Below are 23,004 nucleotides of genomic sequence, written 5' to 3' on the forward strand. Positions count from 1 at the left end.
TGGTACCACCCGATCCCTTCTCGAACTCGGAAGTGAAACGAACCCGCGCCGATGGTAGTGTGCATCCGCATGCGAGAGTAGGTCACTGCCAGGGCCCTTTTTACCAACGCCATCCCTTACCGGGATGGCGTTTTGGTTTTGGAATCTATCGCTTCATACCGTCAGTTGCCTTGGCCAATGCCTCGGACCACGCTGGTCCACCAACGCGATACATGGTGGAATCCAGTGCTCACCGTTCACGCGCAAGAATCGATCCGCGATGCAGGCATCGAAATTCCGACAGTATCTCGAACTCACCAAGCCGCGCGTCGTTGCGCTGATCGTATTCACGGCAGTCATCGGCATGTTTCTGGCGGTGCCGGGTTGGCCACCGGCCGTGCAAGCTGTAATAGGCAGCGTTGGAATATGGCTCGCCGCTGGCTCGGCGGCGGCAATCAATCACCTGATAGATCAGCGTATCGATCGCGTCATGGTGAGAACGGCACATCGTCCTCTGGCAACGGGGGCGCTCACACCGCGGCAAGTGTTATTGTTCGCAGTCGTCCTCGGCGTCACGGCAATGGCATTGCTGGTCATCTGGGTGAATTGGTTGACCGCCGTGCTCACGTTCGCGTCGTTGATTGGCTATGCCGTCGTATACACCGCCTACCTCAAACGCGCGACGCCGCAGAATATTGTGATCGGAGGCGCGGCCGGCGCCGCGCCTCCCGTGCTCGGATGGGCCGCGGTAACCGGCGAGGTCCATCCTTACGCCCTGCTGCTGTTCCTGATTATTTTCGTGTGGACACCGCCGCACTTCTGGGCATTGGCGATTTTTCGCCGCGATGACTATTCCCGCGCACAAGTTCCGATGTTGCCTGTGACGCATGGCGTCGAGTACACGCGCTGGCACGTGCTGTATTACACGGTACTGTTGCTGGTCGTCACCGTGCTGCCTTGGTTGACCGGAATGAGCGGACTTTTCTATCTGGGCGGTGCGCTCGTGCTCGGAGGCGTGTTTCTCTACTACGCCTTCGTGCTGCTGAATCCGCCCGACGAGTTGTTCGCGATGAAGGTATTCAATTACTCCATCGTATATCTGATGGCCCTGTTTGCCTTTTTGCTTGGCGATCACTATCTCGCGACGCCGACCTTGCCTCAGGGGATTCCTTTCGTCCCGCTCTGACGCCGCATTGCGTGCGAAAACAAAAAGCCCGGTGCTCGCGCATCCGGGCTTTTTGTTTGTGGGGGCGAGACTCGATCAGTCCAGCGCGTAGCCGAACTGCTGGCGGAACTGATCGGCAAACTCCTCGTACGTGAAACGCTGATTCTGCGTCCCCGGATGCTCTACCTTGAGCGCACCCATCAGCGAGGCCATGCGGCCGACCGTCGCAAAGTCCATGTCTCGCATGAGGCCGTAGATAAGTCCCGCGCGATACGCGTCGCCGCAGCCGGTCGGATCCGAAACGCGACGCTCGTGAGCCGGCGGAATTTCGATCGTTTCCTTCGTCGTGTGGATCAGCGAGCCTTTCGGACCGCGGGTAACGATGTAGGCCTTCACGCGCTCGGCAATCTGCGCCTCGCTCCAGCCGGTATTCCGCTGCAGCAGCTGGGATTCGTAGTCGTTCACCGTCACGTACTGCGCCTTGTCGATGAACGAGCGAAACTCGTCGCCGTTGAACAGCGGCATCGCCTGGCCAGGATCGAAGATGAAGGGCGTGCCGCGCTCGGCGAATTCCTCGGCGTTCTGCAGCATGGCTTCGCGGCCGTCCGGGCCGACGATGCCGAACGTGATTCCCTCGACGTCACGCACATGATTCTCGTAGGAACGCATCATGGCGCCTGGATGGAACGCGGTGATCTGGTTGTCGTCGAGATCGGTCGTGATGAAGGCTTGCGCCGTGTAGAGATCTTCGATGACCTTGACCTGATCGAGCCGGATTCCGCAGCGCGCGAAGTGTTCGTGATACGGACCGAAATCCTGGCCGACGGTCGCCATCGGCACCGGGTCTTCGCCGAGCAGCTTCAGGTTGTACGCAATGTTGCCCGCGACGCCGCCGAATTCCTTGCGCATGCGCGGAACCAGGAACGCGACGTTCAAGATGTGAACCTTGTCCGGCAGGATGTGATTCTTGAATTGGTCCTGGAACACCATGATGGTGTCATACGCAAGCGAGCCGCAGATCAGTGCAGACATTGGAGCCGGAATCCTGGTCGTATCGAAGAGGGCGTGCGCTGGGCACGCGGACTCCTATTGTCGCAGATTCGCCGCGCGTATGTGGTCGCGGTCAGAAGCCGCCGCCGGCGTCGAGGTAGGCCTGCTCGTCGGGCCGCGTCGCCCGCGCGAGCACACGATTCCGGTGCGGGAAGCGGCCGAAGCGCACGATGACGTCATGGTGACGCCGCGCATAGTCGAGGTATATCGCGTAGCGTTCCGGCGGAACGGCATCGGTATCGGCGGCGAGCTCGGTGAACAGCGCGACGCAGCGTTGCTGGAGCCGCAGATTTTCCGCGTGCTCCAGAGGCAGATAACAGAACGCACGGCAATGCGCCGGGATGGCCCTGTCGTGTCCGCGCGCGATGCCCTCGATCGCCAGTCGCTGTGCCGCGGCGTCTCCTGCGAACGCCCTCGGCGAATCACGATAGAGATTGCGGGGAAATTGATCGAGCACTAGCAGCAAGGCGAGCCGGCCGCGCGGTGTCGTAGCCCAGGCATCGAGTTCGCCGGCAATGGCAGGATCGACGAGCGCGCCGAAACGCCGCTCGATTTCCCGATCGAAGGACTCGTCACGCACGAACCAACGAAGGGCGAGTCGTTCCTGCTCCGCGGCCGGAAGGTCGTCCGCGCCAAACCAGAATTCGAGCACAGCGTCGGCGGTCATGACGTCGCTTCCAATGAAAAGCGCCCGGCTGCGAGGCCGGGCGCTTGAGGTGGCTATCCTGAGCCGTGCCGGTGTCCCTGGCAACAAGCCGTCATGGCTTGCAGGGTATTTCGTTTACTTGCGCAGCTTGAGCGCGCGGGTGTCGACATCGGTCACGCCCTTGATGCCCTTGGCGATCGTGATCGCCTTGTCGATCGCGGCCTGATTGTCGAGCACGCCGGCGAGCGTAACGACGCCGTTTTCTGTCGACACGTTGACGTCAGTGCCCTTGACGGCGCTGTCGGCGAGCAATTCGGCCTTGACCTTCGTCGTGATCCAGGTGTCGCCTGCGGGCTGTTCGGACTCGTGCGAATTCGGCTTGTCGTTCGTCGCCTTCACTGGCTGCGCAGCCCAGGCGAACGTCGCGGTAGCGCTCAGCAGCAGCACGGCGGCGGATTTCAGAATGGTCGGAAAGCGCATGGTTGATCTCCTTTGGGTTTCGGCCGGCAACTGCCCGTCGCTCGGCGCTGACCCACTGCTTCATGCTCCGTGCCAGCCAGAAATCACGGGAAAATCAATTGGTTGAGAACGGCAAGCGGCCGCAACTTGCACGGTTTCGCATCGGTGTCCATGCAAGCCGCAATGCGTCGCGTCTCACCACTCGGTGCGTTGCGGCAACAGCCCCTTGAGTTCGGCTGGCGTCAGATTGCGCCATTGACCGACTTTGAGATTGCCGAGCCGGATGTTGACGATGCGCACGCGGCACAGCTGCTTGACGCGATAGCCGAACTCGGCTGCCATGAGACGGATCTGCCGGTTGAGGCCCTGCGTAAGAATGATGCGAAAACCAAATTTTCCCAGTTTATAAACCTTGCACGGCTTGGTCATCTGGCCGTGGATGCGTACGCCGCGCGACATGCCGGCGATGAACTCGTCCGTGACCGGCTTGTTGACCGCGACGAGATATTCCTTTTCGTGCCGGTTTTCCGAGCGCAGGATCTCGTTGACGATATCGCCGTTGTTGGTCAGCAGGATCAAGCCTTCCGAATCCTTGTCGAGCCGGCCGATCGGGAAGATGCGCTCGCGGTGATCGACGAAGTCGACGATGTTTCCTTTCACGTCGGACTCGGTCGTGCAGGTGACGCCGATCGGCTTGTTCAGCGCGATATAGACCGACTTTGCGCCGCCGCGCTGATTCTTCAGGCGCAGCGGCTTGCCGTCGATGAGCACGTCCGCGCCCGCCTCGACGACTGCGCCGACGGCCGCCGTGACGCCGTCGACGGTGACTCGGCCGTTCTCGATCAGCTCGTCGGCTTCGCGCCGCGAACAGAGCCCGGTGTCGCTGATGTATTTGTTGAGACGCATGCGCAAAGAGAGCCAAAGACCGGCGCGAATGCTGGCACAGCGCGGACGAGACGGCCAGTTTGTACTGCGTTCGCGACGCGACGGCCGAGGCTTGCAGTAGCGGGCTGCGGTGGTGTTAGTCTTCGTTCGTCCCGAATCCGTTGCGCGAGCTGCCCATGGCCAATTCCACAGTGGTCAACACCGTCAACGCCCCGAGCGCCTCGCAGATCGCGCTGGAGCTGGCGGCGGCGATCATTTCTTCAGGACGCTATCCGATCGAAGGCGCGCGGCCCGACATGGCCGCCCAGGACGCGCTGACTCTCTACGAAGTCATCCTCGGCCGTCTCAAGGATCGCGTCGCACGCCGCCACGAAACCGATGCCACGCCCGCGGAAATCCCGGCTTCCTGATTCGCCTCCGCAAGCCGGCGGATCCGACTACGTCGAGAGTTTTCCGCCGAGCATCGGCCCCGAGTGCCGAGTGTTGATTCTGGGCTCGATGCCCGGCGTCCGCTCGCTCGAGGCCGTCCAGTACTACGCGCATCCGCAGAACCGCTTCTGGCCGACCATGCAGGCGGTGTTCGGCATCGACGCGGCATTGCCCTATGCGAAGCGGATGGCCGATCTGCTCGCCTGTGGCGTCGGTCTTTGGGACGTACTCGCGGGCTGCGAGCGCCGCGGCAGCCTGGACAGTGCGATCGCGCCGCAGAGCGAAGTCGCCAACGCGATCGCGCCGCTGCTGCTGGATCGCCGCGACATTCGGGCCGTCGCGTTCAACGGTGCCAAGGCTGCGCAGGCGTTCACGCGGCATGTGGCCGCAAGTCTGCCCGAGGCGCGTCGGCGCGATCTCGAACTGCACACCTTGCCCTCGACGAGCCCGGCACACGCCTCGATGACGCAAGCGGAAAAGCTTGCGCGCTGGTCGGTACTCGCGCGCTTCACGCGCTAATGTCCTGTTTCGTAAATACGTTGAAAAAATTCCGGATGGATTTCGGCGCGAGACCAGGCGCGTCGAGGCGCCGCAGCGGCGCTACGGCAACGCGATGCAACGACGTGTCGCGGCGAAAGACACCGGAATTGTTCGACAGTCATTTACGGAACAGAACGCTGGCGGGGCTTCGACGGCGGGCGTTTGCTATCGTTACGTCCTTGTTCGTCTGCGAGTACCGCCATGCCCGGCCTGCGTTCTTCTGCATCCGCGATCGTCGTTGCCCTGCTGTTGACTGCCTGCGGAAGCGGCGCGCCGCCGCCGCCGCCGGGTCCGACACCGGCCCAGATCCAGGCCGCGCAGGCTGCCGAGAAACTCAAGATCTACGAGCAGCTCCGCGCCGCGGACAAGATCGATCTTGCCGTCGACATCGGTAACGACATCGCCGCGCGTTTCGCAGGTACACCGGCCGCGGCCGAGGTCGCAAAGACGCTGCCGGAACTGCAGCAGCGCGCCAAGGTCGCCGGAGAAGCGCGCCGGCTCGAGCGGCTCTGGACCTATCAGGAAACGCCTGACGGCAAGGGCAAGCAGTATCACGCATCGATCTACGCGAAGGGCGGCCCGACCACCGAAGGACCGCAACGCGTCGCGCTGTTGATCCGCCACCATCCGGAATGGGGCCAGAGCACCTATCTGATGCGCGACGAAGGCGGTTTCCTCTGCGCGCGCGACTGCGCGCTGACGCTGCGCTTCGACGGCGGCAAACCCAAGCGCTGGGCCGCGACGATTCCGCCGACCGGCGAACCGGCAATCTTCATCGACAAGAACGAAGCGCTGGTCGCACGCCTGCTCAAGTCCAGGACGCTGAGCATCGACACGGAATGGAAGGACCAGGGCAAGAAGACGCTCGAGTTCGAAATCGCCGGATTGCAGGCGGCCAAGCTTCCGGCAGGCAAGAAATGAGTTCGTCCGCCGTTCCGTTTCTCGACCTCAAGGCCGCGTATCTCGAACTCAAACCGGAAATCGACGAAGCCGTTGCGCGCGTGCTCGACAGCGGCTGGTACATCCTCGGCGAAGAAGTCGAAGCGTTCGAGGCGGAGTTCGCCGCCTACGGCGGCAGCCGCCATTGCGTCGGCGTCGCCAACGGACTCGACGCGCTGCATCTGGCGCTGCGCGCGCTCGACGTCGGTCCGGGGGACGAAGTCATCGTGCCGTCCAACACGTACATCGCGACCTGGCTCGCGGTGAGCCAATGCGGCGCGACGCCCGTACCGGTCGAGCCCGATCCGCTGACGCACAATCTCGATCCCGCCCGCGTCGCCGCGGCGATCACGCCGCGCACGCGCGTGCTCATGCCGGTGCACCTCTACGGCCAGCCGGCCGACCTCGACCCGCTGCTCGCGCTGGCGCGCGAGCGCGGCCTGCGCGTCGTCGAAGATGCCGCGCAGGCGCACGGCGCGCGCTACCGCGGCCGGCGCATCGGCGCGCATGGCGATCTGGTCGCCTGGAGCTTCTATCCCGGCAAGAACCTCGGCGCGCTCGGCGACGCCGGCGCGCTGACGACCGACGACGCAGTGCTCGCCGAGCGCCTGCGCGCGTTGCGCAACTACGGCTCGCGCGTGAAATACGTCAACGACGAAGCGGGCTGGAACAGCCGCCTCGATCCGCTGCAGGCCGCGGCGCTGCGCGTGAAGCTGCGCCATCTCGATGCGTGGAATGCGCGTCGCACGGCGCTCGCGGCGTACTACGACGAAGCGCTCGCGCCGCTCGATCTGGTCCGCCCGGTCGTGCCCGACTGGGCCGAGCCTGTGTGGCATCTCTATGTCGTTCAGCTCGACCGCCGCGACGCAGTGCAGCGCGAACTCGCTGCACGCGGCGTCGGCAGCCTGATCCACTATCCGATTCCGCCGCATCGCCAGCGCGCGTACGCGCAGACGGCTGCGGCGGCCGCGCACCTGCCGATCGCCGAGCGGCTCGCCGACCGTGTGCTCAGCCTGCCGATCGGGCCGCAACTCGAACGCCGCGGTGCCGAAGCCGTGGTCGACGCGTTGCGCGCCGCTCTGGCCTGACCCGTCGAACGCGCCGCCGTCGTGACGACGGCGGCGAAGGAGTGCTTTCAGCGTGCTACGAGGCCGTGCGTGGCCAAAGCCTCGTCGATGCGTGCGGGATCCAGTCCCTTGATGACCTCGTTGCCGATGACGATCAGCGGCGTGCCGCGGCCGCCGTTCGCATCGAACTCGCTCTTGGCCTGTTCCGAGCTCGCGATGTCGAGTTCTTCCCAGACGACGCCGCGCGCAGTGAGCAGCTCGCGCGCTTTCTCGCAATAGCCACATTGCGGCATCACGTACAGTTTCACCTTGGCCGCCGCTTTCGCCTCGGCCGTGCGCTCCGGCTTTGCGCCGGCGTCCGATGCAAATGCCGTCACCGGCGCCGCGAGCGTCATTGCCGCCAGCGCGGCTGCCAGACCCACCCCTTTCCCGACCATCGTCGTCTCCGTCGTAGCGCCGGCGGTTCGTGCCGGCGCAGCTCCGACGGACGACGCCCGCGACGAGTTCCACCCGCCTCGGACATCGGGCGTGTCCGGACGACGAAGCGTTGCTTCCGCGCGCCGTGCCGAACGGCGCGCGCGTCGCTCAGCGGGCGCTCTGGGCCGGCTGCACGGTCGGCTCGATGCGAATGCGCTCGCCCGGGTCGTAGTCCATGCGCGTCGTGTATTCGCGGCCCTTGTGCACGTAGGTCACGTCGTAACCGGCGACGCGGTCGCTGACGTCATTGACGGTGCGGCAGCGCGTCTCCGTGGATGTGGTTACACGCCCGCCCTGGTGGCGCTTGTCCATCTCATGGCCGACGACGCCGCCTGCCACGGCACCGGCCACGGTCGCCGCCTTGCGGCCGTCGCCGCGTCCGACCTGGTTGCCGAGCGCGCCGCCGACGACCGCGCCGATGATCGTGCCGCCGACGTTGCCGTCGCGCTCGGGCTGTCGCTTGTTGACCGTGACCTGCTCGCAGTCCTTGCGCGGCGTCGTCACCTGCTCGATGACGGGATTGACGCGGTGCACGTCCGCATAGCGTTCCGCTTCGGCTTCGGCCGCCGCCGAGGCTTCGGCCTGCTTGCTGTACTGCTGCGCGACGGCCATGCCGCCGACCGCGAGCACAACGCCGGTGGCGATGCCCAGTATCACTTTGCTGTCCATGAGAGATCTCGAGGCTGACGGGACGCGCCGATTGAAGTCGATCGCCGCTGAACCGTACCGGCGCGGCTTTCCAAACTGCCAAGCGCGTCAGTTCCGGAGTTCAGCTCCAGGCCGGACTGGCCACCGATCGGGGCCTGGAATGTGACGGTCATCACGCTTCGCGCATCAACTCCGCAGCCTGCGTAAAGCCCGTGTCGCCGGGCGCGGCGATAATCGGGCTCTTCAAGGGGGCACTATGAAGTACCTGGCTATGCTGCTCGGGCTCGCGCTGAGTCTGACCGCGGCCGCGCAAAGCGCGCGATTCGGATCGCGCATGGTGTCGGTCGGCGACACGGCCGATCGCGTGCGTGAAGTCGCCGGAGTCCCGGACAGCGTCGATGCCGAGCCTGTCGAAAGCGGCAGTCCGCGCGAGCAGTGGACCTACCGCCGGCGCGGCCGCCTGATCCAGCTCTGGGTCGCGGACGGCAAGGTCGTCCACGTGTCCGATCGCAAGGACGACGGCGCCGGCAACTGAGGCGTCTCTTCAGTCGCCGGACTGCACGCGAATCGGACAGCGTACCGAGTTGGCGATGAAACAGCGCTCGTGCGCGGCCTCGTGCAGTGCGGCGATGCGTTCCGCCGTGGGCGCCTCGCCGGCGAACGTCAGGCGCGGGCGCAGTACGATCTCGCGGATCGCGAGCCTACCGTCCACCTTGCCCAGCGTGCCGACGGCCTGGTCGTCGTAGCTGTCGACGCAGACGCCGGCCGCCGCAGCCAGCGACAGAAACCAGAGCATGTGACAGCTCGCGACCGCGGCGACGAAGGCTTCCTCGGGGTCGACGGCCGACACATCCGTGAGCGCCGGCGCAACGACGTCCGGCGAAGCCGCGGCCGGCACCTGCGCGCCGCCGTCGAATTCCCAGCGATGCGCGCGCGAATAACGCTGATCGGTGAAGACCGCGCCGTCGCGCTGCCAGCGGATACGGGCCAGGTGCTCGCTCATCGTTCTTTCTCTCGCTTCACGGGGAACGGGCCCAGGCGCAGATGGATGGTCGCGAGATAGATCTCGCGCAGGAAGATCAGCAGTCCGCCGATCAGGCAGATCAGGCCGAGCACGAACAGCGCCGCGGCCGGAAGGTTCACGTCGATGCCGTAGAGCGCGCCGGCGAACAGCACGACGATGACGCTCGCAACGAGCAGCGCGCATCCCGTGACGAGACTGATCGACCAGTTCATGAGCCGTGCGCGGCGCGACAGCTTGCGCAGCTCGTCGAGTACGTCGGACTGCCGTTCGGGCGACAGGTGCTCGAGCTTTTCCTCCTGCCGCCGCGCGCGGTCGACGACGCGGGCGAGGCGGCTCGTCAGCACGCTGAGCAGCGCACCGACGCCGGTCAGCAGAAATACCGGAGCAACCGAAAGCTGGATGACATGCGCGATGTCGTCGATGGGGACCGGCTGGGCCATGGCAACTCGCTTCAGTGGGCGACGAACAGGGCGCGGTCGGCGTTCTGGAACAGATGCCGCGTGACGCCGCCGACGATGAGTTCGGCGAGACGCGAATGCCCCCAGGCCCCCATGACGACGAGATCGGCGCCGGTTGCGCGTGCGGCGGCCAGCAGTCCGGCGCCGCGATCGTCCGGAGCCGTGAACGGCTGGAACTCCGCAGCAATCGAATGATTGGCGAAGTGACGACGCAGGTCGAACCCGGGCAGATGCAGCAGCCCGCCGCCGTTCGCGCCGCGCGACTCGCCGTCGAGCACGATGACCGATTCGGCGTGCTTGAGGATAGGCAGCGCGCCGTGCACGGCGCGGATCGCTTCGCGCGATCCGTTCCAGAGCACGACGACGCGCCGGCCGAGATCGCCGATCTCGGCGCTCTCCGGAATCACGAGCAGCGGTACGCCGGCGGCGAACGCGCTGCGCGAAACCAGTCCCCAGCCCAGCGGCGCGTCGGGCTGCTGCTGAGGGCGTTCGATGACGATGAGATCGTTCCAGCGCGCTGCATAGGCGATCGCATCGAGCGCATCGGACTGGGCGACGAGCCAGTCGCCGCGCGCGCCGCCTGCGGCGAGCCGGTCGCGCCACCAGGCATCGGCGACGCCGGCCTCGCGGAAGTGGCGGTCGGATTCATGCACGAGCACCGCGACGGTTTCCGGCGACGTGAACGCGGCCGGCGGAATCGGTGCGACATAGAGTCCGTGCAGATGTACATCGATACGGCGGCTCAGGGCCAGTGCGGCGCGCAGCGCCGGCGGGTCGCCGCTGTACTGGCGCAGGTGGACGAGAACGTCGAGCGCACTCATGACGCGATCTCCGCAGCGCAGTTGGCCTAAGCTTAACAGGCGTGCTCCGACTTGTTATGGCGCACAGCGCTTCGTCATCGCGGCTTGACGCGATCCGGGCGCATCATTTCGTCCTGTTCATCACGGCATGGAGGTGGCTCATGAAAAAGACCGCAGGCATTCTGGTGGCGGCGCTGCTGCTGGCCGGCGCGCAAAGCGCATCGGCGGCGATCGACTGCGAGATGGACTTCAGCATGTCCGGCTGGTCCGCGTTCTACAAGACCGCGAGCGGCAGCGGCACGATCCACTGCAACAACGGCCAGTCGCTCAAGGTGAAGATCCGCACGAAGGGCGGCGGCATCACGTTCGGCAAGCAGCGCATCGACAACGGCCGCGGCAAGTTCTCGGAAGTCCATGACATCCGCGACCTGCTCGGCACTTATGCGACCGGCGGCGCGCACGCGGGCGCAGTCAAGTCTTCCGGCGCCAGCGTTGTGACCAAGGGCGATGTCTCGCTCGCCCTGGCCGGCACCGGCGAAGGCATCAACCTCGGCATCGACTTCGGCAAGTTCGTCATCAGCACGCGCTGACCGGATTTCCGACTACAAGTAGCGTTTTATCATTTGCGCGACGCCGCGCCGCCGGCGCGGTGTCGTCGTTTCCGGCACTTTCGTGAACGCGCGCACGCGGGCCCGCTGCGCCATCCGCGCGTCATCGGAGTGACGCATGCGTTCGCTACGCTGGACGCAGTGCCGCTTTCGCGGCTCGCGACGTCCAGCTCATGAACCTGCCTTCACCGACCACGACGCCCGGCGAACCGGCGCGCGGCGGCGATAATGCGCTCGCCGCCCTGGTGATTCCCGTGACGCCGCTGACGACGCGCTGCAGCGTCAGCGAAGCCGGCGAGCGATTCCTCGATCCGACGTGCGCCGCGCTGCTGTCGCTGCCCGTCGTCGAAGCCGGCCGCGTACTGGGCTGCATCACGCGACACGAACTCATGCTCCGCGTCTACATGCAGCCTTACGGCCGCGAACTCCACGGACGCCGGCCCGTGACGACGCTGATGGACGCGCAGCCGCTGCGCCTGCCGATCGACAGCAGCATCGAAGCCGCCGGCCAGTTGATCGGCCGGCAGCTGCGGCGCCCGATCACCGAGGACTTCGTCGTGCTCGACGCCGACGGAAAATACGCCGGCATGGGCATCGTGCTCGACGTGCTGCGCGCGCTCGAGGTCAAGGTCGACGACCACGCACGCGAGCTCGAAGGCGCCTATCGCCGGCTCAAGGCCTCGCAGCACCGGCTCGTGCAGTCGGAAAAACTCGCGACGCTCGGCCAGCTCGTCGCCGGCCTCGCCCACGAAATCAACACGCCGCTCGGCTACGTGCAGAACAACCTCGGCATGACGCGCGACCTGCTGCCGGCCGCCGCGGAATTCGTCGCGGCGGCCGACGAACTGCTCGCCGCCACGCCGGAAGACGACTGGCAGCAGCACGCCGAGCGGCTCGACGCAGCCCGCGCCGCCTTCGATCCGTCGCTGTTCGGCGACCTGTCGACGCTGCTCGACGACGCGCTGCACGGCGTGCGCCAGATCGGCGATCTCGTCGGCAACCTCAAGGATTTTTCGCGCGTCGACGCCGCGCATACCGACGGCGTCGATCTCCACGGCCTCATCGATGCGGCTCTGCGCATCGCCGGCCACATCGTGAAGCGGCGCAACGTGCAGGTGCAGTGCCGCTACGGCGAGGTGCCGCCGCTGCGCTGCGCGCCGGCGCAGATCAACCAGGTGCTGCTGAACCTCATCAGCAACGCGGCGCAGGCGATCGACCATGACAACGGGCTCATCGTCATCCGCACGCAGATGCTCGGCGGGCATGCGCTCGTCGCCGTGCAGGACAACGGCCGCGGCATTCCACCCGAAGTGCTGCCGCGCATCTTCGAGCCGTTCTTCACCACCAAGCCGGTCGGGCAGGGCACCGGGCTCGGACTCTCGATCTGCCAGCAGATCGTCCAGGCACACGGCGGGCGGATCGCGGCAACGTCGGCGACGCCGACCGGCACGCGCTTCGTCATTGCGCTGCCGCTGCCCGGCGCTGCCGCGACGGTGAAAGCATGAACGCCGACAAGCCCTGTGTCGTCCTCATCGACGATGAGGAGCGCATCCTGCGCTCGCTGTCGCTGCTGCTGCGCAGCCGCTACGACGTGCTCGCGACGACCGACCCGGTGCAGGTGCTGAACTGGGTGCGCTCGCGGCCCGTGCACGTCGTCGTCAGCGACCAGCGCATGCCGACGATCGGCGGCGTCGACCTGCTGCGCCAGATCCGCGACCACTCGCCGCGAAGCATGCGTCTGCTGCTGACCGGCTATGCCGATCTCGCCGCGGTCGAAGCCGCCGTCAACGACGGCGAGATCTTCCGCTTCCTCGAAAAACCCTGGGACGCGGTGCGGCTGCAGGAAACCATTGCAACGGCCGCGCGCATCGCGCTCGACGAATTCGCGCGACTGGCGCCGGCGGCTCCGGTGCCTCCGCCGGTCTCGCGCGAACCCGCGCCGGCCGTCCTCGTGCTCGACGAAGATCCGCTGACCGTCACGGCCGTGCGCGAACTGCTGCCGCCGTCCAGTCTCGTCGTGCCCGCGACCACGGTCGAAGCCGCGCTTGCGCGCATCGAGGCGCAGGAATATGCCGTGATCCTCGCGGAACTCCGGCACAGCAGCGACGACGTCATCGGCGCGCTGAAACTTTTGAAGCAGGCGAGTCCGCGCACGCTCGCGATCGCGTGCTCGTCGCTGCGCGACGGACGTCTGCTCATCGATCTGATCAACCAGGGCCAGGTGTTCCGCTTCCTGCCCAAGCCGCTCGTGCGCGAACTCCTGCGCCGCGCGCTGCAGGCTGCGATGGAGCGCCACCGCGAACTGCGGCACGAGCCGCAGCGCCTGCGCCGTCATGCCGTCGAAGCGCCGCGCGAGGTCAGCCTGTCGAGCCGCGTGCTCGACTACCTCCGACGGATACGCGATCAGGCACGCATCGGGGCGTAATGCCGCGCCGTCGCGACGAAGCGGCTCAAACGCCCGTTTGGACTTTCGTCTTCGCTGCGCTAGATTTCCGCAGTCCGCTAGCGCTTCCCGAGTGCGCCGCCATGGCGAATCACGCCGTTCGATATTCGCTGCTCGAAGAAATCATTTCCAGCGCCATCCACGGCGTCGGCATCGTGCTCAGCATCGCCGGACTTGCCGTGCTCGTGGCGTTCGCCGCGCTCGTCGGCAACGCCTGGCACGTGACCAGCGTCGCCGTGTTCGGCGCGACGCTCGTGCTGCTGTACACGGCGTCCACGCTGTACCACGGCATTCCGAACGAAGTCGCGAAGCCGACCCTGCGCGTGCTCGACCACATCGCGATCTACCTGCTGATCGCCGGCACGTATACGCCGTACACATTGATAAGTCTGCACGGCGCCTACGGCTGGCTGCTGTTCGGCGTCGTCTGGGGGCTCGCCGCACTCGGCATCGTCTGCGAGCTGTCGCCGCTCAGGCGCTTTCGGGGGGCGGCCGTCGCGCTCTACATCGGCATGGGCTGGAGCGCGCTCGCCGCGCTCGGTCCGCTGCTCGAGAACGTGCCCAGCGGCGGTCTCTGGCTGCTGTTCCTCGGCGGCGCGGCCTACACGCTCGGCGTGCCGTTCTATCTCTGGCGGCGGCTGCCGTTCAGCCATGCGATCTGGCACGGCTTCGTGCTGCTCGGCAGCATCCTGCATTTCTTTTCGATCCTGCTCTACGTGGTGCCGGCGGAAATCCTCTGACCGCACCGGCGTGCCCAATGGAGAACGCCCATGAAAAAAGCCGAATACACGCAGCGCGGCCCGGTGCCGCAGGACGTCATCGACGCCGTCGACATGACGCTGCCGCCGCCAGCCGCAGGCCAGGTGCTCATCGAAGTACTGGCCGCGCCGATCAATCCGTCCGACGTGCTGACCCTGACCGGCCAATACGGCCTGCTGCCGCCGCTGCCGGCGATCGGCGGCAATGAAGGCGTCGGCCGCATCGTCGGGCTCGGCGACGGTGTCGACGCGAGCTGGAACGGTCGCGTCGTGCTGCTGCCGGTGGGCAGCGGTACCTGGCGCACGCATCTGATCGCCGAGTCGAAGGGTCTGGTCATGCTGCCCGACGGCGTCGACGTGCAGCAGCTGTCGATGCTTGCGATCAACCCGCCGACCGCGCTGCTCATGCTCAGCGACTTCGTCACGCTGCAGCCCGGCGACTGGGTCATCCAGAACGCCGCGAACTCGGCCGTCGGCAGCTATCTGATCGGCATCGCGAAGGCGCGCGGATTGCGCAGCGTCAACATCGTGCGGCGCGAATCGGCCGTCGCCGCGGTCAAGGCGGCCGGCGCCGAGATCGTGCTCGTCGACGGCGACAAGCTGCCCAAGCGCGTCGCCGAAGCGACCGGCGACGCGGCAATCAAGCTCGGCATCGATGCCGTCGGCGGTCCGGCCACCGACAACCTCGCGCGCTGCCTTGCGCAAGGCGCGACACTGGTCAACTACGGTGCGATGAGCGGCGAACCGTGCCACATCTCGCCGGCGTCGTTCATCTTCCGCGACATCACGCTGCGCGGCTTCTGGCTGTCGCAGTGGTTCCGCACGGCGACGCCGCAGCGTCGCGGCGAAGTGTTCGGCGAGATCGGCCGGTTCATCGCGACGGGCCAGCTGCGTGCGCCGGTGCAGGCGACGTATCCGCTGAACCAGATCAAGCAGGCCGTGGCCGCCGCGGCGGCCGGTGAGCGCGACGGCAAGATCCTGGTGCTGCCGCAGCAGTGATGCGTGCGCCGTGCGGTGCGCCGCTGGCGCACCGCACGGCGAAATCGGCGGACGGCTACTTCGCCTGCTGCGGTACGAACTCGTCCGCCACGGCCTTTTCGAGCAGGTCCGGCGGCAGCAGGCCCTGGCCGATCACGAAATCGTTGAACTTCATGCGGTCGAACTTCGGTCCGAGCGCGATCTCGGTCTTCGCGCGCAGCTCCATCAGGCGCGTATAGCCGTAGAAATAGCTCGTCGCCTGGCCCGGCGCGCGGAACGTGTAGCGGTTGACCTCCTGCGTAGCCATGCCCTTGGACAGGCCGACTTCGTCGGTCAGCACCGCGTGCGCGCGCTCCGGCGCGATCTGGCCGAGATTCAGCATCGGATCGAGGATCGCGCGCGCCGCTCGCTGCAGGCGTGCCTGCAGTGCGAACAGCTGGCCTTCGAGCGGTTCGTAGGGCTTGGTCTCGGCCTCGGCGTACAACGCCCAACCTTCCACATTGACACTGTTGAACGCGAACACGCTGCGCGCGAGCGACACGCCGCGCTCGACCATGGCCGTGAACTGCAGCTCGTGGCCCGGACGGCCTTCATGCGCAGTCAGCGTCCAGGTCGAACCCTTGTGACTGAAGTCGTCGTAGCTATCGGACTTGCCGTCGCTGCCCGGATTGCCCGCGGTCAGCACGAACGTGCCGCGCTCGCCCTTGTTGCCGATCAGCGGCGGCGGATCCATGTGCGGCGCGGGCTGCGCCGCGGTCTCCGCGGCCGACGCCACGCGCATGACCATCGGACGCTCCGGCAGCGTGATGATGCGTTCGCGGCGGATGATGTCCTCGACCTTCGCGATGACGTCGTGATACGTCGCCTCGACCTGGTCCGCCGGAATCTGCTCGCGCTTGAGCGCCTTGATCACCGCGCGGTAGTCGTCGTCGGGCAGCTGGCGCGCGACCGCGATCTGGCTCGCGATCGCCTGCATCTCGTTGCGGATCTCCGCATAGGCGAGCCGCGCCTTCTGCACGAGCTGTTCCGGCGGAATGTCGAGACCGACATTCTTGAGATTGTCGGCATAGAGATCCGGCGGCAGGCGGAAATCCGTGCGAGAGCGCGGCAGCACCGTGTCGCGCAGCCAGGCGTCGTAATCGTTCAACTGCGTTTCGAGCGCGGCCAGCGCCTTGTCGGCGTCCTTGATCTTGTGTTTCGCGAACAGGTCGCGCAGACCCTTCACGTATTGCGGCGTGGCCGCAAGACCCTTTTCCACGTGTTCCCTGACCGGGCCGAGCAACGCCGCATCGCCGACGCGTTCGGCGAAGCGCGCCTTGGCGAGTTCCGTCGCCGGCGTATAGCCCTTCTCGAGTCCGACGTAGCGCTTGAGTCGCGTCAGCGCGGCGGCGCGGTGTCTGGGCGTCGATTCGTCGTTGAGCAGCACGAATTCTCCCTGGAAGATGGCCTGGCCGACATCGACGTAGGGCAGCAGATACTTTTCGTTGATCGCGCTGCTGTCGATCTGGCGCTGCATCGCGTCGATCATGATGTCGAGATCCTGCTGCACGCGCGGATCCTTCTCGCCCGCGCGGCGGGCCTGCAGGTCGGCCTTGGCCGCAGCCGCCGCGCTGCGGAAGCGCGGACCGTTGTCGGGCTTCAGATCGAACACGCCCTCGTCGTAGCCGGGCAGACCGAGATTGCTCGCGAGTTCCGGGCTGAAATCGGCGAGTACCTTGAGCACGGGCTGCGCATTGGCATTGCTGCGCGCGACCCAGTCCTCGGCGGCGGCGGCGGGCAGGGCGAGCGCAAACAGGCAGGCGGCGGCAAGACGTTGCAGACGGGTCATGGCGGAGTCCTCAGGGTGACGCCGCAGTGTCGCGCGCGCTACGCGACGCGCAATGTGCCGGAGGTCGCGAGGATGTTGCGCCCGGTCGTGGCGCATCGTTCGGATCAGGCGGGAATCAGCAGCGCGAACGCGAAGATGCCGATCATCGCGAAGGCGAGGGCGACCTTGACCAAGGTGCCGAACAGCAGTCCGAGCCACGTGCCGACGCCGACGTGCGCCGCGCGCCGGACCGTGCTGCCGGCGATCAGCTCGCCGGCGAGCGCGCCGATGAACGGTCCGAGCACGAGCCCCGGAATGCCGAAGAAGAAGCCCGCGAACGTGCCGATCGCCGCCCCGAACAGTGCCCAGGTACTCGCGCCGACGCGCTTGGCTCCGAGCAGGCTCGCGACGATGTCGGCTGCGATCGCGAGCGCGCAGAGCAGCGCGAGTATGCCGAGCGTCAGCGGGCCGACGTGGACGAAATTGTCCGCCCATGCCGCAAGGAACATGCCGGCGAACAGCAACGGCACGCCCGGCAGCGCCGGCAACACCGTGCCGAGCAGGCCGACGACGATCATTGCGGCGGCCAGCACGTACAGCACTATCGTCATCGTTCGATCCCCTGCCAAAAATGACCCGCGCGGGCCGCATGCTACGCTGCGTCGATGACGCATAGTCCGACAGAAACCCGCGAACTCCTCAAGGCCGATACGTTTGGGCATATCGAGCGCGTGCAAGTCGGCGACGAGATTTTCGTGCGCCGGGATACGCGCAGCGCGCACTGGCTGCTGCGCGCGCTCGCGCGCTGGGCCGCGCGGCACGAGGCGCGCGGGCTCGAACGTCTGCGCGGCATCGACGGCGTGCCGCAGCTGCGGCGGTGGGACGGGCACGTGCTCGAACGCAGCTATCTCGCCGGCGCGCCGATGCAGACGGCGCAGCCGCGCGACCCGCGCTGGTACCGCGACGCGCACCGGCTGCTGCGCGCACTGCGCGCGCGCGGGCTCGCCCACAACGATCTCGCCAAGGAACCGAACTGGCTCGTGCGCGCCGGCGGCTCGCCGGCCGTGCTGGATTTCCAGATCTGCTGGATCAGCCGCCGCCGCGGCGGCTGGTTCCGCATGCTCGCGCGCGAAGACCTGCGCCATCTGCTCAAGCACAAGCGCACCTACTGTCCCGATGCATTGACCCCGGTCGAGCGCCGCCTGCTCAAGCGCCGCTCGTGGCTCGCGCGCACCTGGAAGGCCAGCGGCAAGCGCGTCTACAAGTACATCGCGCGGCGCTGGTTCGGCTACTGGGACGACGACGGCGGCGCGCTGTCGTCGCGGCGGCGGACCGATGGAACTTCACGAGAGCCTTAAAATGGTTATCGCAAGCGAGCATCGTCGCGACGCAAGCCGATAAAGCCCTCTCCCCCAGGCTCGGCTTGGGGGAGCGGGTCGGGTGAGGGGGGACAGCCCTCGGCGCGCACGCCGATTGATTTTCGCGACACGCGGACCGTACGACTTGCGGAACGTTCTCCCCCTCGCCCCGACCCGCTCCCGCCGACGCAGTCGGGGGAGCGGGAGTGGACGACTCACAGCTCGGTCAGCCGGAACGCGATCGGCACGAGGCCATAAGCGGCGAACGGTTCGCCGTTGCGCGTACCGGGCTCGAAGCGCCAGGTCATCACGGCCTCTTTCGCCGCGCGGTCGAGCACGTTGTGGCCGGACGATCGCTCGATGTCGATGCGTTGCGGCACGCCGTCCGGACCGACCAGCACGCGCAGCAGCACGGTGCCTTCGAGTCGCTGCCGCTTCGCGATGGCCGGATACGGCACCTGCTTCATCGACTTGTAACCCAGCGCACTGGGCGCCGTCTCGACCGGCCCCGCGGGCGGCGCGACCGGCCCGGGTTCGCTGACCGCCGGATACGACTGCAGCGTCGGCACATCCGTCACGACCGGATCGGCACGCACCGGTTCCGGCTTCGGCGACGCGACCGGGCGCACGGGCGGGGTCTTGGGCTTGAACGGTTCGACTTTCAGTACCGGCGGCGGGGGCGGCGGCGGTTCCTCGCGCTTGATCGTGACCGCCTGGACGGGTTTGTCCTGGATCCTCTGGATCGCGACATAAGCCGGCGGGGCCAGCATGGCCAGCGCGGCGAGGCCGTGGAGGGCCAGTGTCGCGCCGATGGCGGAGCTGCGTTTCCATTGGAATCCGCGCGTCAGGACGAGTGTGCTCATGGGGGTTCCCCTGCGTCGGCGGGCTGCCGGCGAGGGCTCGAACGCCTGCCGCGCGCGGCTGGGGTTAGGCGCGGTGCGATTTGCAACATCGGCCGGGGCATATGGTGATAACAGGGCGTCAATTCCGGCTTAACCGGCCGGGGTTTAGGCTGCATCCGACCCTTTCCGGACCCCAGGTGATTCCATGCTCGTCTCGCTGCGCCGCACGCTCGCAGGGTCGCTGCTCTGGCTTGGCGCCGCCGGCGCCCACGCCGCCGACATATCGCTGCTCAACGTCTCGTACGACCCTACACGGGAACTGTACAAAGACATCAATAGTGCATTTGCTGCGCAGTGGAAGGCCGGCAGGGGCGACACCGTCACGGTCAACGTCTCCCACGGCGGCTCGGGCAAGCAGGCGCGCTCGGTCATCGACGGACTCGAAGCCGATGTCGTCACGCTGGCGCTGGCCTACGACATCGATGCGATCGCCGAGAAGGGGCTGATCGCCGGCGACTGGCAGACGCGACTGCCGCACAACGCAACGCCGTACACCTCGACCATCGTGTTCCTCGTGCGCAAGGGCAATCCCAAGGGCATCAAGGACTGGAACGACCTGATCAAGCCCGGCGTCGAAGTCATCACGCCGAACCCGAAGACCTCGGGCGGCGCGCGCTGGAACTATCTCGCGGCCTGGGGCTATGCGCTGAAGCAGCCCGGCGGCAGCGACGCGACGGCGAAAGACTTCGTCGCCGCGCTGTTCAAGAACGTGCCCGTGCTCGACACCGGCGCGCGCGGCTCGACCACGACCTTCGTGCAGCGCGGCATCGGCGACGTGCTGCTGGCCTGGGAGAACGAGGCGCTGCTCGCGCGCCAGGAACTCGGCAAGGACGAGTTCGAGATCATCGCGCCGTCGCTGTCGATCCTGGCCGAACCTCCGGTCGCGCTCGTCGACAAGGTCGCCGACAAGCACGGCACGCGCGCGGTCGCCGAGGCGTATCTGAAATTTCTCTACACGCCGGCCGCGCAGGATCTCGCCGGCAAGCATTACTACCGGCCCTACGACGAAGCCGCGGCGAAGAAATACGCGGCCGTGTTCCCGAAGGTCACGACGTTCACGATCGACGACGTGTTCGGCGGCTGGAAGAAAGCGCAGGCGACGCACTTCGCCGACGGCGCCGTGTTCGACCAGCTCGGAGTCGGCAAGTAAGTCATGGCACGGCGCGTCCTGCCCGGTTTCGGACTGAGCCTCGGCTACACGCTGGCCTATCTCGGGCTCATCGTGTTCCTGCCGTTGGCCGCGCTCGCGGTCAAGGCATCGGACATCGGCTTCGCCGGGTTCTGGGCAACGCTGACGTCGCCGCACGTGCTCGCGGCGCTGCGCCTGTCCTTCGGCGCCGCGCTGCTGTCGGCCGTCGTCAATGCGGCGGTCGGCCTGCTGGTCGCCTGGGTGCTCGTGCGCTACACGTTTCCGGGGCGGCGACTGTTCGATGCGCTCGTCGACCTGCCGTTCGCGCTGCCGACCGCGGTCGCCGGAATCGCACTGACGACGCTGTATGCGCCGAAAGGCTGGATCGGCGCCTGGCTCGCTCCGCTCGGCATCAAGGTCGCCTTCACGCCGCTCGGCGTGCTCGTCGCGATGATCTTCGTCGGCTTCCCGTTCGTCGTGCGCACCGTGCAGCCGGTGCTCGAATCGCTCGACCGCGACATCGAGGAAGCCGCGACGACGCTCGGCGCGACGCGCGTCCAGACGTTTGCGCGCGTGCTGTTCCCGCTGCTGCTGCCGGCGCTGCTGACCGGCTTCGCGCTCGCGCTCGCGCGCGCCGTCGGCGAATACGGATCGGTCATCTTCATCGCCGGCAACATCCCGATGAAATCGGAAATCCTGCCGCTGGTCATCGTGAAGCAACTGGAACAATACAAATATGGCGACGCCGCCGCGGTCGGTGTCGTCATGCTCGCGCTGTCGTTCCTGCTGCTGCTCGCGATCAGTCTGCTGCAGCGCTGGTCGCGCCGCTGGGCGGAGCGCTGAGATGGCCGCCGTCATCGCCGTCGCGCCGAGCAACCGCGCCCGCCGCCTCGTGCACGGCCTGCTGATCGCCGCTGCGCTGGGCTTCCTCGCGCTCTTCCTGCTGCTGCCGCTTGCGGCCGTTTTCGTCGAAGCGCTGCGCAAAGGCATCGGCACCTACGTCGCCGCGGTCGTGCATCCCGAAGCGATCGCCGCGATCGAACTCACGCTGCTCGTCGCCGCGATCGCCGTGCCGCTGAACACCGTGTTCGGCGTCGCCGCGGCCTGGGCGATGACGCGCTTCGAATTTCGCGGCAAGGCGCTGCTCGGCGCGCTGATCGACCTGCCGTTCTCGGTGTCGCCGGTCGTCTCGGGCCTGATCTACGTACTGCTGTTCGGCGCGCAGGGCTGGTTCGGGCCGTGGCTGCAGGAACATGACATCAAGCTGATCTTCGCCGTGCCCGGGCTCGTGCTCGCGACGATCTTCGTGACCCTGCCGTTCGTCGCGCGCGAACTGATTCCGCTGATGCAGTCGCAGGGCAGCGACGAGGAAGAAGCCGCACGCGTGCTCGGCGCCAGCGGCTGGCAGACGTTCTTCCGCGTGACCCTGCCGAACATCCGCTGGGCGCTGCTCTACGGCGTGCTGCTCTGCAACGCGCGTGCGATGGGCGAGTTCGGCGCGGTGTCGGTCGTGTCGGGCCACATCCGCGGACTCACCAACACGATGCCGCTGCACGTCGAGATCCTCTACAACGACTACCAGTACGCGGGGGCGTTCGCGGTAGCGTCGCTGCTCGCGCTCCTCGCGCTCGTGACGCTCGGCCTCAAGACTTACCTGGAGTGGCGCTACGGGGCGGAACTCGCCGCCCGCGCGCCGCGCGGACATTGACATGACGATCGCCATCAACCACCTCTCGCGCCGCTTCGCCGATTTCCGCGCCCTCGACGACGTCAGCCTCGGCATCGCGCCCGGCGAATTCATCGCGTTGCTCGGTCCTTCCGGTTCGGGCAAGACGACACTGCTGCGGATTCTCGCCGGCCTCGACTTTCCCGATTCCGGCGAGCTCTCGCGCGACGGCCGAGACCTGCTGCGCGTCAGCGCGCGCGACCGCGGCGTCGGACTCGTGTTCCAGCACTACGCGCTGTTCCGCCACATGACCGTGTTCGAGAACGTCGCGTTCGGCCTGCGCGTGCGTCCGCGCGCTCGCCGCCCGAGCAAGGCCGAGATCGCCGACCGCGTCGACAAGCTGCTCAAGCGCGTGCAGCTCGACGGCATGGCGCAGCGCTATCCGTCGCAGCTTTCCGGCGGCCAGCGCCAGCGCGTCGCGCTCGCGCGCGCACTCGCGACCGAGCCCGAACTGCTGCTGCTCGACGAACCCTTCGGCGCGCTCGACGCGCAGGTCCGCGTCGCGCTGCGCCGCTGGCTGCGCCATCTGCACGAAGAGATGAAACTGACGACCGTCTTCGTCACGCACGACCAGGAAGAAGCGCTCGAACTCGCCGATCGCGTCGTCGTCATGAGCCAGGGCCGCATCGAACAGGTCGGCACGCCCGACGAGATCTACCAGCAGCCGGCCACGCCGTTCGTGTTCGAGTTCATCGGCAAATCGAACAAGCTGCCCGTGCGCATCCACAA

Annotated in this window: 28 protein-coding genes and 1 rRNA gene; 17 read left to right on the top strand and 12 right to left on the bottom strand. The window is 66.9% G+C overall.

What is annotated here, in order from left to right:
* Both rrf and VLF18_RS04700 read left to right on the top strand, forming a co-directional pair.
* A 5S ribosomal RNA gene (rrf, locus tag VLF18_RS04695) occupies positions 1 to 94 on the top strand; the annotation flags it as partial.
* Between the two features lie 30 nt (positions 95 to 124).
* Positions 125 to 1,165 carry a heme o synthase gene (locus VLF18_RS04700; protein WP_325278463.1) on the top strand — a complete coding sequence of 347 codons (1,041 nt, stop codon included), beginning with the start codon at positions 125 to 127 and terminating at the stop codon, positions 1,163 to 1,165.
* A gap of 75 nt (positions 1,166 to 1,240) precedes the next feature.
* Here VLF18_RS04700 and VLF18_RS04705 read toward each other — a convergent pair whose 3' ends face one another.
* The 4 genes from VLF18_RS04705 to VLF18_RS04720 all read right to left on the bottom strand — a co-directional run bounded on the left by VLF18_RS04705 (position 1,241) and on the right by VLF18_RS04720 (position 4,205).
* Complete coding sequence (locus VLF18_RS04705) at positions 1,241 to 2,176, bottom strand: carbohydrate kinase family protein (protein WP_325278464.1); 936 nt, start codon at positions 2,174 to 2,176, stop codon at positions 1,241 to 1,243.
* 91 nt (positions 2,177 to 2,267) lie between these two features.
* On the bottom strand, positions 2,268 to 2,945 hold the full coding sequence (locus VLF18_RS04710) for a DUF924 family protein (RefSeq protein ID WP_325278465.1): 678 nt from the start codon (positions 2,943 to 2,945) through the stop codon (positions 2,268 to 2,270).
* A gap of 30 nt (positions 2,946 to 2,975) precedes the next feature.
* A complete protein-coding gene (locus tag VLF18_RS04715; protein WP_325278466.1) occupies positions 2,976 to 3,320 on the bottom strand; it encodes a BON domain-containing protein in 345 nt (114 codons plus the stop codon).
* A 174-nt stretch (positions 3,321 to 3,494) separates the two neighbouring features.
* Positions 3,495 to 4,205 carry a pseudouridine synthase gene (locus VLF18_RS04720; RefSeq protein WP_325278467.1) on the bottom strand — a complete coding sequence of 237 codons (711 nt, stop codon included), beginning with the start codon at positions 4,203 to 4,205 and terminating at the stop codon, positions 3,495 to 3,497.
* Positions 4,206 to 4,360: 155 nt separating this feature from the next.
* Here VLF18_RS04720 and VLF18_RS04725 point away from each other — a divergent pair, with 155 nt between their 5' ends.
* The 4 genes from VLF18_RS04725 (at position 4,361) to VLF18_RS04740 (ending at position 7,180) form a co-directional block, all read left to right on the top strand.
* Positions 4,361 to 4,594 (top strand): hypothetical protein, encoded by a 234-nt coding sequence (locus VLF18_RS04725; protein ID WP_325278468.1) that lies wholly within the window; start codon positions 4,361 to 4,363, stop codon positions 4,592 to 4,594.
* Positions 4,563 to 5,132 (top strand): DNA-deoxyinosine glycosylase, encoded by a 570-nt coding sequence (locus tag VLF18_RS04730; protein ID WP_325278469.1) that lies wholly within the window; start codon positions 4,563 to 4,565, stop codon positions 5,130 to 5,132. The genes VLF18_RS04725 and VLF18_RS04730 overlap by 32 nt, the downstream gene beginning before the upstream one ends.
* Before the next feature lie 222 nt (positions 5,133 to 5,354).
* Entirely contained in the window at positions 5,355 to 6,074 is a 720-nt protein-coding gene (locus VLF18_RS04735; protein ID WP_325278470.1) for a hypothetical protein, read from the top strand.
* Positions 6,071 to 7,180, top strand: coding sequence for a DegT/DnrJ/EryC1/StrS family aminotransferase (locus VLF18_RS04740; protein ID WP_325278471.1), 1,110 nt, complete (start codon positions 6,071 to 6,073; stop codon positions 7,178 to 7,180). The genes VLF18_RS04735 and VLF18_RS04740 overlap by 4 nt, the downstream gene beginning before the upstream one ends.
* A 47-nt stretch (positions 7,181 to 7,227) precedes the next feature.
* Here the strand turns inward: VLF18_RS04740 and VLF18_RS04745 are convergent, their stop codons facing one another.
* Together VLF18_RS04745 and VLF18_RS04750 are read right to left on the bottom strand one after the other, a co-directional pair.
* Positions 7,228 to 7,596, bottom strand: coding sequence for a glutaredoxin family protein (locus VLF18_RS04745; protein ID WP_325278472.1), 369 nt, complete (start codon positions 7,594 to 7,596; stop codon positions 7,228 to 7,230).
* Between the two features lie 148 nt (positions 7,597 to 7,744).
* Positions 7,745 to 8,305 (bottom strand): glycine zipper 2TM domain-containing protein, encoded by a 561-nt coding sequence (locus tag VLF18_RS04750; RefSeq protein ID WP_325278473.1) that lies wholly within the window; start codon positions 8,303 to 8,305, stop codon positions 7,745 to 7,747.
* A gap of 235 nt (positions 8,306 to 8,540) precedes the next feature.
* Between VLF18_RS04750 and VLF18_RS04755 the strand changes: the two genes are divergently transcribed.
* Entirely contained in the window at positions 8,541 to 8,819 is a 279-nt protein-coding gene (locus VLF18_RS04755) for a hypothetical protein (protein WP_325278474.1), read from the top strand.
* A 9-nt stretch (positions 8,820 to 8,828) separates the two neighbouring features.
* Here the strand turns inward: VLF18_RS04755 and VLF18_RS04760 are convergent, their stop codons facing one another.
* Genes VLF18_RS04760 through VLF18_RS04770 form a run of 3 tightly spaced genes read right to left on the bottom strand, consistent with a single transcriptional unit; the run spans position 8,829 to position 10,587 of the window.
* Entirely contained in the window at positions 8,829 to 9,287 is a 459-nt protein-coding gene (locus VLF18_RS04760; RefSeq protein ID WP_325278475.1) for an OsmC family protein, read from the bottom strand.
* Positions 9,284 to 9,748 (bottom strand): DUF2721 domain-containing protein, encoded by a 465-nt coding sequence (locus VLF18_RS04765; RefSeq protein WP_325278476.1) that lies wholly within the window; start codon positions 9,746 to 9,748, stop codon positions 9,284 to 9,286. The genes VLF18_RS04760 and VLF18_RS04765 overlap by 4 nt, the downstream gene beginning before the upstream one ends.
* A gap of 11 nt (positions 9,749 to 9,759) precedes the next feature.
* A complete protein-coding gene (locus tag VLF18_RS04770; protein ID WP_325278477.1) occupies positions 9,760 to 10,587 on the bottom strand; it encodes a universal stress protein in 828 nt (275 codons plus the stop codon).
* Between the two features lie 140 nt (positions 10,588 to 10,727).
* Between VLF18_RS04770 and VLF18_RS04775 the strand changes: the two genes are divergently transcribed.
* The 5 genes from VLF18_RS04775 (at position 10,728) to VLF18_RS04795 (ending at position 15,374) form a co-directional block, all read left to right on the top strand.
* Positions 10,728 to 11,156 (top strand): hypothetical protein, encoded by a 429-nt coding sequence (locus VLF18_RS04775; RefSeq protein ID WP_325278478.1) that lies wholly within the window; start codon positions 10,728 to 10,730, stop codon positions 11,154 to 11,156.
* A gap of 191 nt (positions 11,157 to 11,347) precedes the next feature.
* A complete protein-coding gene (locus VLF18_RS04780; RefSeq protein WP_325278479.1) occupies positions 11,348 to 12,679 on the top strand; it encodes a sensor histidine kinase in 1,332 nt (443 codons plus the stop codon).
* Positions 12,676 to 13,599 (top strand): response regulator, encoded by a 924-nt coding sequence (locus tag VLF18_RS04785; protein WP_325278480.1) that lies wholly within the window; start codon positions 12,676 to 12,678, stop codon positions 13,597 to 13,599. Before VLF18_RS04780 ends, VLF18_RS04785 begins: the two co-directional genes overlap by 4 nt.
* A gap of 101 nt (positions 13,600 to 13,700) precedes the next feature.
* On the top strand, positions 13,701 to 14,357 hold the full coding sequence (gene trhA, locus VLF18_RS04790) for a PAQR family membrane homeostasis protein TrhA (protein WP_325278481.1): 657 nt from the start codon (positions 13,701 to 13,703) through the stop codon (positions 14,355 to 14,357).
* A 30-nt stretch (positions 14,358 to 14,387) separates the two neighbouring features.
* Positions 14,388 to 15,374 (top strand): zinc-dependent alcohol dehydrogenase family protein, encoded by a 987-nt coding sequence (locus tag VLF18_RS04795; protein WP_325278482.1) that lies wholly within the window; start codon positions 14,388 to 14,390, stop codon positions 15,372 to 15,374.
* Positions 15,375 to 15,429: 55 nt separating this feature from the next.
* Here VLF18_RS04795 and VLF18_RS04800 read toward each other — a convergent pair whose 3' ends face one another.
* Both VLF18_RS04800 and VLF18_RS04805 read right to left on the bottom strand, forming a co-directional pair.
* Complete coding sequence (locus VLF18_RS04800; RefSeq protein WP_325278483.1) at positions 15,430 to 17,181, bottom strand: DUF885 domain-containing protein; 1,752 nt, start codon at positions 17,179 to 17,181, stop codon at positions 15,430 to 15,432.
* 104 nt (positions 17,182 to 17,285) lie between these two features.
* The gene (locus tag VLF18_RS04805; RefSeq protein WP_325278484.1) at positions 17,286 to 17,771 is read right to left on the bottom strand and encodes a DUF456 domain-containing protein; all 486 of its coding nucleotides are present in this window, start codon (positions 17,769 to 17,771) and stop codon (positions 17,286 to 17,288) included.
* A 54-nt stretch (positions 17,772 to 17,825) separates the two neighbouring features.
* On the opposite strand from VLF18_RS04805, the gene VLF18_RS04810 reads away from it, so the two are divergent.
* Positions 17,826 to 18,518, top strand: a complete 693-nt coding sequence (locus tag VLF18_RS04810) for an RIO1 family regulatory kinase/ATPase (protein ID WP_325278485.1) — start codon at positions 17,826 to 17,828, stop codon at positions 18,516 to 18,518.
* A gap of 215 nt (positions 18,519 to 18,733) precedes the next feature.
* Here VLF18_RS04810 and VLF18_RS04815 read toward each other — a convergent pair whose 3' ends face one another.
* The gene (locus VLF18_RS04815; protein ID WP_325278486.1) at positions 18,734 to 19,381 is read right to left on the bottom strand and encodes an energy transducer TonB; all 648 of its coding nucleotides are present in this window, start codon (positions 19,379 to 19,381) and stop codon (positions 18,734 to 18,736) included.
* A gap of 184 nt (positions 19,382 to 19,565) precedes the next feature.
* Here VLF18_RS04815 and VLF18_RS04820 point away from each other — a divergent pair, with 184 nt between their 5' ends.
* The 4 genes from VLF18_RS04820 to VLF18_RS04835 form a co-directional block, all read left to right on the top strand.
* Positions 19,566 to 20,570 carry a sulfate ABC transporter substrate-binding protein gene (locus tag VLF18_RS04820; protein ID WP_325278487.1) on the top strand — a complete coding sequence of 335 codons (1,005 nt, stop codon included), beginning with the start codon at positions 19,566 to 19,568 and terminating at the stop codon, positions 20,568 to 20,570.
* A gap of 3 nt (positions 20,571 to 20,573) precedes the next feature.
* Positions 20,574 to 21,392: a sulfate ABC transporter permease subunit CysT gene (gene cysT, locus VLF18_RS04825; protein WP_325278488.1), complete on the top strand. Its 819-nt coding sequence runs from the start codon at positions 20,574 to 20,576 to the stop codon at positions 21,390 to 21,392.
* A gap of 1 nt (position 21,393) precedes the next feature.
* On the top strand, positions 21,394 to 22,257 hold the full coding sequence (cysW, locus tag VLF18_RS04830; protein ID WP_325278489.1) for a sulfate ABC transporter permease subunit CysW: 864 nt from the start codon (positions 21,394 to 21,396) through the stop codon (positions 22,255 to 22,257).
* 1 nt (position 22,258) lies between these two features.
* Positions 22,259 to 23,004, top strand: a 746-nt coding sequence (locus VLF18_RS04835; RefSeq protein WP_325278490.1) for a sulfate ABC transporter ATP-binding protein, incomplete at its 3' end; no start/stop codon positions are given.

It is taken from the genome of Tahibacter sp., assembly GCF_035481375.1.
Lineage (GTDB): Bacteria > Pseudomonadota > Gammaproteobacteria > Xanthomonadales > Rhodanobacteraceae > Tahibacter.

What these genes read in the sequence shown, in the direction of transcription:
- VLF18_RS04700 (WP_325278463.1), top strand. Translation starts at nt 125, where the DNA reads ATGGCGTTTTGGTTTTGGAATCTATCGCTTCATACCGTCAGTTGCCTT.
- VLF18_RS04705 (WP_325278464.1), bottom strand. Translation starts at nt 2,176, where the DNA reads ATGTCTGCACTGATCTGCGGCTCGCTTGCGTATGACACCATCATGGTG.
- VLF18_RS04715 (WP_325278466.1), bottom strand. Translation starts at nt 3,320, where the DNA reads ATGCGCTTTCCGACCATTCTGAAATCCGCCGCCGTGCTGCTGCTGAGC.
- VLF18_RS04720 (WP_325278467.1), bottom strand. Translation starts at nt 4,205, where the DNA reads ATGCGTCTCAACAAATACATCAGCGACACCGGGCTCTGTTCGCGGCGC.
- VLF18_RS04725 (WP_325278468.1), top strand. Translation starts at nt 4,361, where the DNA reads ATGGCCAATTCCACAGTGGTCAACACCGTCAACGCCCCGAGCGCCTCG.
- VLF18_RS04730 (WP_325278469.1), top strand. Translation starts at nt 4,563, where the DNA reads ATGCCACGCCCGCGGAAATCCCGGCTTCCTGATTCGCCTCCGCAAGCC.
- VLF18_RS04735 (WP_325278470.1), top strand. Translation starts at nt 5,355, where the DNA reads ATGCCCGGCCTGCGTTCTTCTGCATCCGCGATCGTCGTTGCCCTGCTG.
- VLF18_RS04740 (WP_325278471.1), top strand. Translation starts at nt 6,071, where the DNA reads ATGAGTTCGTCCGCCGTTCCGTTTCTCGACCTCAAGGCCGCGTATCTC.
- VLF18_RS04745 (WP_325278472.1), bottom strand. Translation starts at nt 7,596, where the DNA reads ATGGTCGGGAAAGGGGTGGGTCTGGCAGCCGCGCTGGCGGCAATGACG.
- VLF18_RS04750 (WP_325278473.1), bottom strand. Translation starts at nt 8,305, where the DNA reads ATGGACAGCAAAGTGATACTGGGCATCGCCACCGGCGTTGTGCTCGCG.
- VLF18_RS04755 (WP_325278474.1), top strand. Translation starts at nt 8,541, where the DNA reads ATGAAGTACCTGGCTATGCTGCTCGGGCTCGCGCTGAGTCTGACCGCG.
- VLF18_RS04760 (WP_325278475.1), bottom strand. Translation starts at nt 9,287, where the DNA reads ATGAGCGAGCACCTGGCCCGTATCCGCTGGCAGCGCGACGGCGCGGTC.
- VLF18_RS04765 (WP_325278476.1), bottom strand. Translation starts at nt 9,748, where the DNA reads ATGGCCCAGCCGGTCCCCATCGACGACATCGCGCATGTCATCCAGCTT.
- VLF18_RS04770 (WP_325278477.1), bottom strand. Translation starts at nt 10,587, where the DNA reads ATGAGTGCGCTCGACGTTCTCGTCCACCTGCGCCAGTACAGCGGCGAC.
- VLF18_RS04775 (WP_325278478.1), top strand. Translation starts at nt 10,728, where the DNA reads ATGAAAAAGACCGCAGGCATTCTGGTGGCGGCGCTGCTGCTGGCCGGC.
- VLF18_RS04780 (WP_325278479.1), top strand. Translation starts at nt 11,348, where the DNA reads ATGAACCTGCCTTCACCGACCACGACGCCCGGCGAACCGGCGCGCGGC.
- VLF18_RS04785 (WP_325278480.1), top strand. Translation starts at nt 12,676, where the DNA reads ATGAACGCCGACAAGCCCTGTGTCGTCCTCATCGACGATGAGGAGCGC.
- trhA (WP_325278481.1), top strand. Translation starts at nt 13,701, where the DNA reads ATGGCGAATCACGCCGTTCGATATTCGCTGCTCGAAGAAATCATTTCC.
- VLF18_RS04795 (WP_325278482.1), top strand. Translation starts at nt 14,388, where the DNA reads ATGAAAAAAGCCGAATACACGCAGCGCGGCCCGGTGCCGCAGGACGTC.
- VLF18_RS04800 (WP_325278483.1), bottom strand. Translation starts at nt 17,181, where the DNA reads ATGACCCGTCTGCAACGTCTTGCCGCCGCCTGCCTGTTTGCGCTCGCC.
- VLF18_RS04805 (WP_325278484.1), bottom strand. Translation starts at nt 17,771, where the DNA reads ATGACGATAGTGCTGTACGTGCTGGCCGCCGCAATGATCGTCGTCGGC.
- VLF18_RS04810 (WP_325278485.1), top strand. Translation starts at nt 17,826, where the DNA reads ATGACGCATAGTCCGACAGAAACCCGCGAACTCCTCAAGGCCGATACG.
- VLF18_RS04815 (WP_325278486.1), bottom strand. Translation starts at nt 19,381, where the DNA reads ATGAGCACACTCGTCCTGACGCGCGGATTCCAATGGAAACGCAGCTCC.
- VLF18_RS04820 (WP_325278487.1), top strand. Translation starts at nt 19,566, where the DNA reads ATGCTCGTCTCGCTGCGCCGCACGCTCGCAGGGTCGCTGCTCTGGCTT.
- cysT (WP_325278488.1), top strand. Translation starts at nt 20,574, where the DNA reads ATGGCACGGCGCGTCCTGCCCGGTTTCGGACTGAGCCTCGGCTACACG.
- cysW (WP_325278489.1), top strand. Translation starts at nt 21,394, where the DNA reads ATGGCCGCCGTCATCGCCGTCGCGCCGAGCAACCGCGCCCGCCGCCTC.